Raw genomic sequence first — 13530 nt, 5'->3', positions numbered from 1 at the left:
TGCTCGATGAGTCTCGTTGAACTGGGCATGCCGGGACCGGTGCTGGCCCGCAGGCCGTCCCGGCGTGTCCTGGTCGGCGACGTGCCGGTCGGTGACGGCGCCCCGGTGTCGGTGCAGTCCATGACCACCACGGTGACCGCCGATGTGGACGCGACCCTGCAGCAGATCGCCGAACTCACCGCGGCAGGCTGCCAGATCGTGCGGGTGGCGGTGCCCTCGCAGGACGACGCGGAGGCCCTGCCTGCCATCGCGGCCAAATCGCAGATCCCGGTGGTGGCGGACATCCACTTCCAGCCGAAGTACGTGTTCGCCGCGATCGACGCCGGATGCGCGGCCGTGCGGGTGAATCCCGGCAACATCAAGAAGTTCGACGACAAGGTCGCCGAGATCGCACGAGCGGCCTCGGCGGCGGGGATCCCGATCCGGATCGGAGTGAACGCGGGCTCGCTGGACGGGCGGCTGCTGGCCAAGTACGGCAAGGCCACCGCGGAGGCCATGGTGGAGTCGGCCCTGTGGGAGTGCTCCCTGTTCGAGGAGCACGGTTTCGGCGATCTGAAGCTCTCGGTAAAGCATCATGACCCGCTGGTGATGATCGAGGCGTACCGCCTGCTGGCGCAGCGCTGCGACTACCCGCTGCACCTCGGCGTCACCGAGGCCGGGCCGCCGCCGCAGGGCACCGTGAAGTCGGCGGTGGCCTTCGGCGTGTTGCTCGGGGAGGGGATCGGCGACACGATCCGGGTCTCGCTCTCCGCGCCTCCGGTCGAGGAGATCAAGGTGGGCAGCCAGATCCTGGAGTCCCTCGGCCTGCGACCGCGCAGGCTGGAGATCGTGTCCTGCCCCTCCTGCGGCCGCGCGCAGGTCGACGTCTACCGGCTGACCGAGGAGGTCGCCGCGGCCTTCGAGGATTTCCCGATTCCGCTGCGGGTGGCCGTGATGGGCTGCGTGGTGAACGGCCCCGGCGAGGCGAGGGAGGCCGATCTCGGGGTCTCCTCGGGTAACGGCAAGGGCCAGATTTTCGTCCGGGGCGAGGTGGTGCGTACCGTACCGGAGAGCAAGATCGTGGAGACCCTGCTGGAGGAGGCGCTCAGCAGGGACTGGTCGGAGCGATCGTGATCGACTACGAGACCCCGGCTGCGGCCGGACACTACGGACCGGAGAATTGTCCGGTTCGACCGACCACTCCGGACGGTTGCCCGCTCCCTCACTTGGAGCAGCCGCGGTCACCCCCAGCGATTAATTGTCGCTTATCCGGTGATTGCAAGTAATTCCTTCGTCCTTCTACTCTGCTAGTTGTCAAGTAATCGTTTCCTCGGTTCGCGGGGTGGGAGTCATCATGGTACGCAAAATTGTCGGTATGTTCGCGGGTGTCGTCGCCGTTGTCGGGCTCGCAGCGGTCCCGGCCTCGGCTTCGGATCACCCTCCTCCGGGTTGTCATGCGTTCCGTTATGGCTTCTCCTATGGCCAGGGTATCTCGGTGAACTGTTACCACGTGCCCTATCCGCCGTATTCGTACCGGGTAGTGGCGCATTGCTCGTCAATTCTTTCCTCCTGGTACGCGCGGGGCAACTGGACCGAGGTCGGTTTCGGTCCTTCCGTCGCGGAATGTCACGGCGGGTTGCTCAGTTCGGCGCGGGTCGCCAACTATCACGTCGATGTGATGTGACCGGCGGGTGCCTGCCCGGTGAGGGGCGGCGACGGCGGGTGCGACGGCTCGCCGTGGTGGCCGGGCAGGCATCGCTCGGCCGGGGGTCGATCACCGGCCGGAGTCCGACCTGGTAATTTCCTGACCGCTGGGTTCGGGTGGTCAGGACCGGGGGAGACGCCGTGCGGTTTCGCTGGGGGAGATGGCTGCTGCTGGCCATCGCCGCGGCCGGCTGTGTGATCAGCGGGCTGAGCTGTTACCTGGAGAACATTCCTGGTGGCGTGGACACCGCGGTGTACCGCGCCGGTGCGGAGACCCTGCTGCACGGGCTCTCGCTGTACGACTCGGACATCGTTCCCTTCACACCCGGGTACGCCCGCCTCCCCTTCACCTACTCGCCGTTCGCCGCGCTGGCCTTCGTGCCGCTGGTGGCGGTTCCGGAACAGATCGGCTGGGCGCTGCTGAACGTGGTGTCGGTGCTGGCCGTGGTGCTCGTCGCCTATCTGGTGCTGCGCAGGGCACCGCGCAGGCCGTCCTGGCTGCAGCCCGGATGGGGCGCGGTACTGCTCGGCCTGGCGCTGCTCGGGCTGCAACCGGTGTGGAGCACCATGGGCTACGGGCAGATCAACTCCGTGCTGATGGCCCTCATCGTGCTGGACCTGCTGGTGGTCTGCGGGGCCACCGGGCGCCTGCGGCATGGCGGCGGGGTGCTGGTGGGGCTGGCCGCGGCGACCAAGCTGACCCCGCTGATCTTCGTGGTGCATCTGGCGCTGACCGGGCGCAGGGCCGACGCGGCAAGGGCGGCCGCGACCTTCCTCGGCTCGCAGGGCCTGATGCTGCTGCTCATCCCGCACGACACCATCCGGTTCTGGACGCACACCGTGTTCGACTCCTCCCGGATCGGGCCGACGGCGCTGGTCTGGAACCAGTCCCTCGGCGCCGTGGTGCGCAGGCTCACCGAGGACGCGTCCTGGTCGCAGTACGTGGGTTACGGGATCGGTGCCGTGCTCGCGGTCGGGGCGGTGGTGCTGGTGCGCCGCTACCACCGCGGCGGCAGGCCGGTGCACGCGCTGCTGGTGACCGGGTATCTCGCGTTGCTGATCAGCCCGGTCTCCTGGGTGCACCACTGGGTGTGGGCCGTGCCGCTGGTGGTCCTGCTGGTCGCCGAGGCCGGCTGCGGGAACCGGGCCGCGGCCTGGCTGCTGCCGGTGACCCTGACGGTGTTCGTGCTCCGGCCGATGCACGTGCCGGTCACCGGCCCGGAGGCCGCTGCCGCGCTGAACCCGCTGACCTTCGTGCTCAGCAACACCTACGTGCTGTTCCCGGTGCTGCTCGGGCTGTTGCTGCTGGTGCACGGGAAACGCGGGCGAACCCCGCCGGAGCCGCCGGGCGCCGAGCAGCGGCCGCCGGTCACTCCTGCGCTGACCCCTGCCCGCTGAACAGCTGGTACAGCGCGGCGCCGAGCTGCGCCCGGTCGTCCTCCTGCGGGTCGGCGAGCCGCAGGAGGCTGAACCCGAGGCAGAGCGCGACCAGCGCGCGGGCCCGTTCCGGGTCCTGCGGGCAGTCCAGCGCAGCCAGCCCGGCCTGCGCCGCCTCGTAGTAGCTGCGCAACGCGACCTGCTTGGGTTCGGCCAGTTCCTGGTGCCGGGCCGAGCCGATCACCATCTCGAAGAACGCGAGCCGGGTGGACTTCGGCACCTCGATGAACCGTTCCGCCGCCCATTCGGCCACCTCGGCGGGCCGGAACGGCTCGGCCCCGTCCGCGCGGGCCGGCGGGGACAGTGTCTCGGACCGCTGCGCGGCGAACTGGCGCAGTGCCTCGGAGATCAGCTCCCCGATCGAGGAGAAGTAGTAGCTCGCGGTGGCCAGCGGCACGCCGGCCCGTTCGGTGACGGCGCGGTGGGTGGTACCGGCCACCCCGTGCTCGCCGATGACTTCGATCGCCGCCTCCAGCAGCGCGTCTCGCCGGGGCCGGGAACGGGTGCGCGGGCTCAACGATTGCGGCATACCGCCCAGCTTACCCATGCGCCGGGGCGGTCTGCGCAAACATCTTGGAAGAACTTCTTGAAAGTATTTCTTACTCCGGAGTAGCGTCCGAGGCGCCCCGGTAGTGGCGGGTGCTCCCGCCCGCCCGTTCGAAGGAGAGTGACCGTGCGTACTCGTCTGCGGTATCTGACCCCGCTGGTGGCCCTGGTCGCCGCCGGCACGGTCGCGGCGGCCCCAGCCGCGACGGCGCAGCAGCAAGCCCCCGCGGCCACGGCGGCCGCCGAGGTGCCGCCCGCGCAGGAGAACCCGGCCCCGCTCGGTGCCAACGACTGGTCCTGCAAGCCCACGGCGAAGCACCCGCGACCGGTGATCCTGCTGCACGGTTTCAGCGCCCCCTCCGCGGGACACTGGAGCGCTTTCTCGCCGTACCTGAAGGCGAACGGCTACTGCGTTTTCACCATCACCTACGGTTCGATCCGGTTGCCCATCGTCGACCTCGTCGGCGGTTTCAAGCCGATCCAGTACTCGGCGCGGCAACTCGACATGTTCGTGGACAAGGTCCGCTCGGCCACCGGGTCATCCACAGTGGACCTCGTCGGTCATTCCGAGGGCGGGATCATGCCCCGCTACTACCTGAAGAACCTCGGCGGCGCGAGCAAGGTGGACAACTTCGTGGCCTGGGCGCCGCCCAACCACGGCACCTCGCTGTCCGGACTGTACGAGCTGGCCAAGCAGATCCCCGGCTTCGACGAGGTGCTGCTGCCCACGGTGTGCGAGGTGTGCACCCAGCTGGTCACCGGATCGCCGTTCATCGAGGAGCTGAACAGTCCCACCGAGACGGTCGGCGACGTGCACTACACCGTGCTCACATCGAAGTACGACGTGCTGGTCACCCCGATCGAGACCAGCTACCTCGACGGTCCCAATGTGGACAACATCTCGGTACAGGACGTGAACCCGAAGGCGACCCCCGGGCACATCACCATGGCCTTCTCGCCCACGGTGTTCGCGATCACCAACCGGGCCCTCAGCCGCAGCTAGCGATGTTCACCGGTTCCCGGCGGGCAGGTGCCGGTCGAGGAACTGGCCGAGGACCTGCCTGCTGATCTGGCCGCCGACGCCACCGAAGGAGATGTCGAAAGCGTGCTCCCCGTAGGGCACCACGACAGTCCGATGTGGAACGTCGGCGGCCGTCAGCCGGTCGGCGATCCCGGTCACCCTGCCCTGCTCGATCAGGTGGTCCCCGGCGCCGGTCACCAGCAATGTCGGCATCAGCCCCGGCCGGATCCTGCTGGTGGCCGAGGCCGCCCGGTACCGGCCGGGGAACTGCTCCGGCGAGCCGCCGAGGTAGGCGTTGCCCACCCGGTGCTGGTAACCGAACGGCCCGCCGTCGTGGTAGATGCCTGCGATATCGGCGGCGGGGTAGAACCCGACCGCCACCGCGGGGGTGGGCGGGCTCCCGCCGCAGCCGCTGGTGATCTCACCGTCGGCCAGCCCGTAGGCCACGTTCAGCGAGAGGCTGCCGCCTGCGGAACCGCCGACCAGCGCGATCCGGCCGGGCGCGACCTGGTACTCGGCGGCGTGCCTTGCGACCCAGGCCAGGGCGCAGGCGACGTCCTGGGAGGCGTCCCGCCAGCGCGGCGGCGGCGCCAGCCGGTAGTCGATGTCGAAGACCGGGTACCCGCGATCGGCCAGCCAGCGGTCCACTCCGGGCAGTTCGTCGCGGTGCCCCGCGACGAACCCGCCCCCGTGCACCCAGACCACGGCTGGCCGGGGCCGCGTCGCAGGCCGGCCCGGCAACCACACGCTCAGCTTCAGCTCGACCCCGCCGACGGTGGCGTAGCGCACCGTCCGGTCCGGTTGCGCCGCGGGCTGGTGTGGCACGGTGAGCAACTGCCACCAGGAGATCGACACCCCCTGGGTCGCGGCGAAACTCAGCTGGCTGATCAGCACGATCAGCGCGGCGGCCGTGCCGAAACCGCCCAGTGTCATGCCGATCCCGCCGCCGTAACGCGAGCCGGTGGACCACAGCACGGTGCCGAGCAGGACGACCAGGACGGCGATCAGCACCGCATAGAGCGGGAAGGTACCGATCAGCCCGGTGCCGATCGCGCCGGCCACCGGCAGCTCCGGCACCAGCGCGCCGAGCGCCACCAGGCCCAGGGCCACCGCCAGTGGCACCACCACCAGCAGCAGGGCCAGCCGCCACCACCGCGGCAGCCGGGAGCCGGGTTCCCGCTCGTTCGTCGCGGGGGACGGGGCCGCGGTATCGGCAGGGGCCTCTGGCACGCTCACTCCCGGGGATCCGAATTCCCCCGCGAGGTTAGCCATTACCGGCATCCGCGGCCAGTACCATTCGGCGTTTATTAACCGGCTATTCTTGCCGAATAAGACATTCTGGCGTTCGGGCGAATAAAACAGTCAGGACGTCGCGTACAGTTCCTCGATCAGCGCGCCGTACTTCTCGGCGATCGGCTTGCGCTTGAGCTTCATCGTCGGGGTGAGCTCCTCGCCGCCGGGCTCCCACAGCGCGGGCACGATGGCGAACTTCTTGATCTGTTCCACCCTGGCCAGCTTGTCGTTGGCCGCCTTGATCCCGGCTTCGACGGCTGCGTACACCCCGGGATCGGCGGCGAGCGTGGCGGGGGATGAGTCCGGCAGGCCGTGCTCGGCCGCGTACGCCGCCCCGGCTTCGGCGTCGAGCACGATCAGCGCGACCACGTAGGGCCGGTTGTCCCCGATCGCGGCGGCGACCCCGACCAGGGGGCAGGCCACCTTGACCGTGTTCTCGATGTTGGCAGGCGACATGTTCTTACCGGCCGCGTTGATGATGAGCTCCTTCTTGCGGTCGATGATACGCACGTAGCCCTGTCCGTCGATCTCCGCGATATCGCCGGTGTGCAGCCAGCCGTCGGGGTCGATGGTCCGCGCGGTGCGTTCCGGGTCGTTGCGGTAGCCCTTCATCACCAGCGGCCCGCGCACCAGCAGTTCACCGTCCGCGGCGAGCCGGACCCGCATCCCGTCCACGGGCTGGCCGACCGTGCCGATCCGGATCGCGTCCGGCCGGTTCATCGTGGCCGCGCCGGAGGTCTCCGACATGCCCCACAGCTCACATACCGGGATGCCCAGCGCGAGCACGAACTCCAGCGCCTCCGGGGCGATCGGTGCCGCACCCGAGGCGGCGATCCGCACCCGGTCCAGGCCCAGCTTCGTGCGCACCTTCGACAGCACCAGCGCGTCCGCGATCCGGTGCCGCAGGCGCAGCGCGGCGGGCACCCCGCCAGCCGCGCTCGCCCTGGCGTGCCGGATGCCCACCTCGATGGCCCAGCCCGCCAGCCTGCGTTTCGCCGGACTGTTCTCGGCGGCGAGCGTGGCCTCGATGGCCGCCTTGAGCCGGTACCACACCTGCGGCACCGCGCCGAAGAAGGTCGGCCGCACCTTCGGCAGCGCGGCGATCATGGTCTTCGGGTCGGCGACCGTGGTGATCTGCATACCGGTGCACAGGCTGGTGTAGTGCGCGCCCCAGCGGTTGGCCACATGGGCGTCCGGCAGGTAGGACACGATCCGGTCGGACTGGCCTGCCGGCAGCACCGCCAGCGTGGCGGCGACCGAGGCCAGCATGTTCGCGTGGGTGAGTTCCACTCCCTTGGGCGGGCCGGTGGTGCCCGAGGTGTAGATGACGGTGAGTGTGTCCTCCGGGCGCACGGCCAGCCGGGCCGCCTCGTCGTCGAAACCCGGATCGGGTTCCAGTTCCGCCAGCGGCCGGGTGCCCTCCGGGCTGCCGTCCACGCACAGCACGTGTTCCACTGCGGTGTCCTGGACGGCGGCAAGTACCTTCGGCGCGAACTGCTGCTCGCAGATCACCACCCGCGCGCCGGAGTCGCGCAGCACGTAGTTGACCTGCTCCGCGGCCAGCGTGTTGTAGAGCGAGAACGGGGTGGCGCCCGCGTGCAGCGCGCCGACGTCGGCGAGGTGGAACTCCGGGCGGTTGGTGAGCATCAGTGCGACCGTGTCGCCGTGCCGCACGTCGAGACCCGCCAGCCCCGCGGCGATATCGGCCACGCGCTCCGCGTACTCCCGCCAGGTGATGCTGGTTTCGCCGTCGGGGGTGCGCAGTGCGACCTCCTCCGGCCACCGGGCCGTGGTGTCCTGGAAGGCCGCGCAGAAGGTCTCCGGAAGGGCGGTGCGGTTGGTCATCGGGGCTCCCTTGCCGCGGATGTCGCGTGACGCAGGCCAAGGGTCCGGCTCGCAACCCCTGTTGTCAAGATGACAACAGGGGTTGGTGCACCGGCCCCTGGCACAGAGTTCGGCCGATCGCCTCGCAGGCGGTACCGGCCGGAAACCCGGATGCGGGACGGTCGCTGCGTTGTCCGGTCTGTTCCCGATCCCCAGGAGAACCGATGATGCACCCACCCCGGCGCCGATGGTTCACCGCGCTGGCGACCGCCGCGGCGGCGCTGACCGCGGGCGCGTTGCTCGCTCCGCCCGCCTCGGCCACCGCGCCGAACATCCCGCACAAGTCCACCGCCCAGGCCGAGCTGAACGCCCTCACGGTGGCCGGCGAGGGTTCGATGAGCGGCTACTCGCGGGAGGCGTTCCCACACTGGAACGCCGTGTCCGGCAACTGCAACGTGCGCGAGGAGGTGCTCAAGCGCGACGGCATCGACGTCCGGGTGGGCGCGGACTGCTACCCGGACTCCGGCCGGTGGTACAGCCCCTACGACGGGGTGACCGTGTACTCGGCAGCGGACGTGGACATCGACCACGTGGTGCCGCTGGCCGAGGCGTGGCGCTCCGGCGCCCGGTACTGGAGCGCGAGCAAGCGGGAGAACTTCGCCAACGACCTTTCCTACCCGCAGCTGCGCGCTTCCAGCGCGAGTTCCAACCGCAGCAAGGGCGATGACGACCCCACACAGTGGAAGCCGATCTCGTCCTACCACTGCACCTACAGCAAGATGTGGATCCGCTCGAAGTACCACTGGGGGCTGAGCGTGCAGGCCGCGGAGAAGTCCGCCCTGCAGTCCATGCTGAACACCTGCTGACCGGTACCCCGGGCCCCAGGTGCCCTGAACGTGGCTATCGGGACGTCAGGTTTTGCGAACGGCACTATTGGGACGTCAGACGTCGTGAACGCCACGTTCAGGCACTTCAGTGGTTGGCCTGGCGGGCCAGCATGTCCACCACGTCGCGCAGCATCCTGCGCTCGGCATAGGCGGCGCGTTGCCTGCGGGCGCCGCCACCGGCGGTGGTCAGCCGGGCCAGCCGTTCGGTGACGAACTCCAGGTCACCGGCATCCCGCAGCGCGGGGCGGATGTAGGCGGTGAGCCGGGCCAGTTGCTCGCGCATCGGCCGCAGGCTCGCGGTGCGCGGGTCGAAACCCAGGCCGTCCAGCCCGTCCCGCGCGGCTCGCCAGAGCGCGGCGCGCAGTACTTCGGGGCCGGGCCGCGGCGGCCCGGCCCCGTCCTGCAACGCGGTGGTCACCAGGCCGCGCACCATGGCGGCCAGCAGTGCCGCCTCGTCGGCAGTGCCGGGGACGTCGGCGACCCGCACCTCCAGGGTGGGCTGCTTGTCGGAGAGCCGGATGTCCCAGTACACCATGCCGCGGTCCAGCACGGCGCCCGCATGCAGCAGCGTGTGCACCACGGCGTCGTAGTGGTCGACGGAGGAGAACACCGGCGGCGGGCCTGCGGAGGGCCAGCGGGCCCAGCGCACATGCCGCCAGCTGCAGTAGCCGGTGTCCCGCCCACCGTCGAACGGTGAGTTCGCCGTGAGCGCCAGCAGCACCGGCAGCCAGCCGCGCATCCGGTTGCTGACCGCGATTCCCGCGGCGCGGTCCGGGATGCCGACGTGCACATGGCAGCTGCAGGTGCCGGCGGTGTCGGTGATCGCGCCGAACTGCCGCGCGATCCGGTGGTAGCGCCGGTTCGGCGTGATCGGGGGCGCACCGGGCTCGGGCAGCACGGGGGTACCGCTGGGCATCAGCCGCACCTCGCGTGCCACCGCCCGGTCGGTCAGCTGCCTGCGCAGCTTGCGCACCTGCGCGAGCAGTTCCTCGATGCTGGCGCAGACCGGGGTCGCCGTCTCCACCTGGCAGCGGACCAGCTCGCGCTGCAGCCCGCTCTCCGGCCACGACTCGGACCCCACGATGTCCGGGCCGAGGTCGGAAAGCCGGCCCTCGGCGTCCACGAGCAGGAACTCCTCCTCGACGCCGAGCGTCAGTGCGTCATCCGCCATACCGCCAAATTACCCGGTCGCGGGCGGTCGAGAGTCCGTTGTGGACTTACCGGGGTACTGTCAAGCGGCCGGAGGTGTGGGGTGGTTGGTGAGATAGCCACCCATCGTACGGAAGTACTCGGTGGCGGCGTGCTCCGTGCCGTCCTCGGTGCGCACCCGCTCGACCAGCAGCCCGTGGTTGCGGCCGAACCGCGCGTCGGCGCCCGCCACGATCACCACGCCCTCGCCCTCCTGGATGAAGATACGGCCGGGGGTGCCGCCGTAGCGGCCGGCCGACACCGAGGCGCGCACGATCCGCAGCCGCTCGCCCCGGTGGTAGGTGAACGCGTTGGGGTAGGGGTCGGACTGCGCGCGGACGAGCCGGTCGATGTCGGCGGCGGGCCAGGTCCAGTCGATCCGGCTGTCCTCGAGCGCCCGCTTGTGGAAGAAGCTGGCCCGGGAACGGTCCTGCGGAACCCAGTCGGTGCGGCCGGAGGCGATCAGCTGCACCGCCTCGGTGACCAGGGAAGGGAGCAGGTCGACGGTCTTGTGGAACAGGTCGGTGGTGGTGTCCCGCGGTCCGACCGGGACCGCACGCTGCAGCACGATCGCGCCCGCGTCCAGTTCCTCGTTCATCATGTGCGCGGTCACGCCGACCTCTTCCTCCCCGTTGATCAGCGCCCAGATCAGCGGGGAGAACCCGGCATAGGCCGGCAGCAGCGAGTCGTGCACGTTCAGCGTGCCCCGGTGGGGAAGGTTGAAGATCTCCGGCGGAATCCAGGTGCGCCAGTTGTTCGCGACGATGAGGTCCGGATCGGCCTCCTTGAGCCGGGACATCATCTCCTCGTCCCCAGGGCGGTTGCGCAGCAGCACCTCGACGCCGTTCTCGGTGGCGAGCTCGGCGACCGAGTCGGACCAGATCCGCTCGTAGGCGTGGTCCGACTGGGGGTGCGTGACCACAAGGACCACCTCGTGCTCGGAGTCCAGCAGCGCCCGCAAGGTTCGATACCCCCAGGTCTGGTAACCGAACATGACGATGCGCACGGGTCCTCCTCGCGTAACGGCGCCAAACGGGGGTAGTTAAGCAAGCCTGACCTAATTTCGCAACGTCGACCAAGGGGACGAACGTCACCCCGAATGTAGCAACTGAGGTTCGGCTAACTTAGGTTAGGGTTTCCTCGGTTCACTGGACGCGCGTGATGGGACGGCTATGTCACAGGCACTTCTGAGCGACGAGACACCGGTTTACGACCTTCTCGGGGTGGGGTTCGGGCCGTCCAACCTCGCGCTGGCGATCGCGGTGACCGAGCACAACGCGCACGCCGCCGATGCCGAGGCCGTCACCGCGCACTTCCTCGAGCGCCAGCCGGAGTTCGGCTGGCACCGCGGCATGCTGATCGACGACGCCACCATGCAGGTGTCCTTCCTGAAGGATCTGGTGACCCTGCGCAACCCTGCCAGCGAGTTCAGCTTCCTGTGTTACCTGCAGAGCAAGGGCAGGCTGGTGGACTTCGTCAACCACAAGACCCTGTTCCCGCTGCGGGCGGAGTTCCACGACTACTTCCAGTGGGCCGCGGCCCGGCTGGACGACGAGGTCGCCTACGGCCATGAGGTGGTGGCGGTCCGGCCGGTGTACGGGCGCGACATCGGGGACGGCGCGAACGGCGGAGACGAGATCGTCTACTTCGACGTGGAGTCGCGCACCGGCGTCGGGATGCGTGAGACGGCGTTCTGGCGGGCACGCAACCTGGTGGTAGCCACCGGCCTGCGGCCGAACCTGCCGGAGGGGGTCACCCGCGGTGAGCGGATCTGGCACAACAGCGAGCTCCTGCACCGGGTGGACCATCTCGGGGAGCGCGAGCCGGTTCGGTTCGTGGTCGTCGGCGCGGGCCAGAGCGCCGCCGAGGTCACCGCCTTCCTGCACGGCAGGTTCGCCGGGGCCGAGGTGTGCTCGGTGTTCACCCGCTACGGCTACAGTCCTTCCGACGACAGCCCGTTCGCCAACCGGATCTTCGACCCGGACGCCGTGGACGCCTTCTACGCGGCACCCGAGGAGGTCAAGCAACGGCTGCTGGACTACCACGGCAACACCAACTACTCGGTGGTGGATCTGGACCTGATCGATGACCTGTACCGGCGGATGTACCAGGAGAAGGTGCTGGGCACGCAACGGTTGCGGCTGTTCAACGTCAGCCACCCGGTGCAGGTCACCGAAACGGCGAGCGGGGTGCGCGCCACCGTCGAATCGCTCACCACGGGGGAGCGTACCGAGCTGGACGCCGATGTCGTGGTGTACGCGACCGGGTACCGGCCCGACGACCCGCTGACGGAACTGGGCGAGCTCGGGCGGTACTGCCTGCGGGACGACCGGGGCAGGGCGCTGGTGGACCGGGACTACCGGGTGCACACCGCGCCCGGGGTGCGGCCCGGGGTCTACCTGCAGGGCGGGGGAACCGAGCACAGCCACGGCATCACATCGTCGTTGTTGTCCAACAACGCCGTGCGTGCCGGCGAGATCCTGCGGTCGATCACCGATCGGATCCCGTCGCGCGCCAAGGGGGTAACCCGGGTTCGTCCCCGGTACGCGGTCAGCGGCACCGCGTCCGGTTGATGCCGGGCAACACGAAGTTCCCGAGTGATGAGGAAAGGTAAGTCGCATGTTCGTTGACACCCCCACCCGCACGGCGCGAAAGCGGTGGCCCGCCGCCTTCGCGGGCCTACTGCTCGCCGCGGTGCTCGCCGGCTGCGGCGGCACGGAGGACTCCTCGACCGGGGACGCCCCCGCGGACGGTCAGGGCGGCGCCTTCCCGGTCACGGTGGAGCACAAGTACGGCACGACGGAAATTCCGTCCGCGCCGCAGCGGGTTGTCACTCTTGGTCTATCCGATCAGGACGCTGCGCTGGCGCTGGGGGTGAAGCCGGTCGGCGCGGTCGACTGGTTCAAGGAGCGTCCCTACGGCAAGTGGCCGTGGACGAAGGAACTCTGGGGCGACACGCGGCCGGAGATCGTGGGTGAGCGGGACGAGTACGACATGGAGAAGATCGCGGAGCTGAATCCGGATCTGATCATCGCGCAGTACTCCGGTATGCAGCAGGAGCAGTACGACACCCTGTCCCAGCGCTGGCCGGTGGTGGCCCAGCCCAAGGGGCACGAGAACTACCAGGCACCCTGGCAGGAGATGACCCGCGCCATCGGCGCCGCGCTCGGCAAGGCCGACGAGGCCGAGCAGCTGATCACCGAGATCGACCAGCGGTTCGCGCGGGTGCGTGAGGAGCACCCGGAATGGGCCGGCAAGACGGTCGCCGTCGGTGAGCCCTACGAGCCGGGCAAGTTCTCGGCGTTCTCGCCCAACGACCCGAAGATGGTGTTCCTCACCGAGATGGGCTTCACCGTCGACGAGGAGTACAAGCAGGCCGTCGGTTCGCAGAACGTGGCCGACTTCAGCTTCGAGCGGTTCGATCTGGTCGATGTGGACCGGCTGGTGTGGCTGGTCGGTACCCCCGAGGTCGAGCAGCAGCTCAAGGCCGACCCGCTGTACCAGAAGCTGGCGGTGTCGCGGGAGGACCGCGATCTGTTCCTGCCGTACGAGAACCCGGACATCGGTGCGGCGCTGTCCTTCAACACGGTGCTCAGCATCCCGTACGCCATCGACCAGGTGGTGCCGATGCTCGAGGACGTGCAGTAGCCG

12 protein-coding genes are annotated in these 13530 nt (G+C 69.5%); 7 read left to right on the top strand and 5 right to left on the bottom strand.

Going from position 1 to position 13530, the window contains the following annotated elements:
• Window positions 1-6 precede the first annotated feature (6 nt).
• The 3 genes from ispG to KOI47_RS18945 all read left to right on the top strand — a co-directional run bounded on the left by ispG (window position 7) and on the right by KOI47_RS18945 (window position 3081).
• Window positions 7-1113, top strand: coding sequence for a flavodoxin-dependent (E)-4-hydroxy-3-methylbut-2-enyl-diphosphate synthase (ispG, locus tag KOI47_RS18955; protein WP_216205152.1), 1107 nt, complete (start codon window positions 7-9; stop codon window positions 1111-1113).
• Window positions 1114-1333: 220 nt separating this feature from the next.
• On the top strand, window positions 1334-1663 hold the full coding sequence (locus KOI47_RS18950; RefSeq protein WP_216205149.1) for a hypothetical protein: 330 nt from the start codon (window positions 1334-1336) through the stop codon (window positions 1661-1663).
• Window positions 1664-1824: 161 nt separating this feature from the next.
• Complete coding sequence (locus KOI47_RS18945) at window positions 1825-3081, top strand: glycosyltransferase 87 family protein (RefSeq protein WP_216205146.1); 1257 nt, start codon at window positions 1825-1827, stop codon at window positions 3079-3081.
• Here KOI47_RS18945 and KOI47_RS18940 read toward each other — a convergent pair.
• Window positions 3053-3649: a TetR/AcrR family transcriptional regulator gene (locus tag KOI47_RS18940; RefSeq protein WP_216205143.1), complete on the bottom strand. Its 597-nt coding sequence runs from the start codon at window positions 3647-3649 to the stop codon at window positions 3053-3055. The genes KOI47_RS18945 and KOI47_RS18940 overlap by 29 nt on opposite strands.
• A gap of 144 nt (window positions 3650-3793) precedes the next feature.
• Between KOI47_RS18940 and KOI47_RS18935 the strand changes: the two genes are divergently transcribed.
• Window positions 3794-4669, top strand: a complete 876-nt coding sequence (locus KOI47_RS18935; RefSeq protein WP_216205140.1) for an esterase/lipase family protein — start codon at window positions 3794-3796, stop codon at window positions 4667-4669.
• 6 nt (window positions 4670-4675) lie between these two features.
• Here the strand turns inward: KOI47_RS18935 and KOI47_RS18930 are convergent, their stop codons facing one another.
• Both KOI47_RS18930 and KOI47_RS18925 read right to left on the bottom strand, forming a co-directional pair.
• Window positions 4676-5917 carry an alpha/beta hydrolase gene (locus KOI47_RS18930; protein WP_216205138.1) on the bottom strand — a complete coding sequence of 414 codons (1242 nt, stop codon included), beginning with the start codon at window positions 5915-5917 and terminating at the stop codon, window positions 4676-4678.
• 132 nt (window positions 5918-6049) lie between these two features.
• Window positions 6050-7825, bottom strand: a complete 1776-nt coding sequence (locus KOI47_RS18925) for an AMP-dependent synthetase/ligase (protein ID WP_216205136.1) — start codon at window positions 7823-7825, stop codon at window positions 6050-6052.
• Between the two features lie 203 nt (window positions 7826-8028).
• Here KOI47_RS18925 and KOI47_RS18920 point away from each other — a divergent pair, with 203 nt between their 5' ends.
• Window positions 8029-8670: a GmrSD restriction endonuclease domain-containing protein gene (locus KOI47_RS18920; RefSeq protein WP_216205132.1), complete on the top strand. Its 642-nt coding sequence runs from the start codon at window positions 8029-8031 to the stop codon at window positions 8668-8670.
• A 106-nt stretch (window positions 8671-8776) separates the two neighbouring features.
• Here the strand turns inward: KOI47_RS18920 and KOI47_RS18915 are convergent, their stop codons facing one another.
• Window positions 8777-9862, bottom strand: coding sequence for a carboxylate-amine ligase (locus KOI47_RS18915; RefSeq protein WP_216205128.1), 1086 nt, complete (start codon window positions 9860-9862; stop codon window positions 8777-8779).
• 60 nt (window positions 9863-9922) lie between these two features.
• Complete coding sequence (locus KOI47_RS18910; protein ID WP_216205126.1) at window positions 9923-10885, bottom strand: methionyl-tRNA formyltransferase; 963 nt, start codon at window positions 10883-10885, stop codon at window positions 9923-9925.
• Window positions 10886-11051: 166 nt separating this feature from the next.
• Here KOI47_RS18910 and KOI47_RS18905 point away from each other — a divergent pair, with 166 nt between their 5' ends.
• Window positions 11052-12452, top strand: a complete 1401-nt coding sequence (locus tag KOI47_RS18905; RefSeq protein WP_216205123.1) for a lysine N(6)-hydroxylase/L-ornithine N(5)-oxygenase family protein — start codon at window positions 11052-11054, stop codon at window positions 12450-12452.
• Between the two features lie 46 nt (window positions 12453-12498).
• Entirely contained in the window at window positions 12499-13527 is a 1029-nt protein-coding gene (locus KOI47_RS18900) for an iron-siderophore ABC transporter substrate-binding protein (RefSeq protein ID WP_216205120.1), read from the top strand.
• Window positions 13528-13530: the final 3 nt, after the last annotated feature.

It is taken from the genome of Amycolatopsis aidingensis (assembly GCF_018885265.1).
Classification (GTDB): Bacteria; Actinomycetota; Actinomycetes; order Mycobacteriales; family Pseudonocardiaceae; genus Amycolatopsis; species Amycolatopsis aidingensis.
The sequence above is the reverse complement of the archived record's forward strand: the minus strand, read 5'-3'. Positions and strand labels throughout refer to the sequence as shown.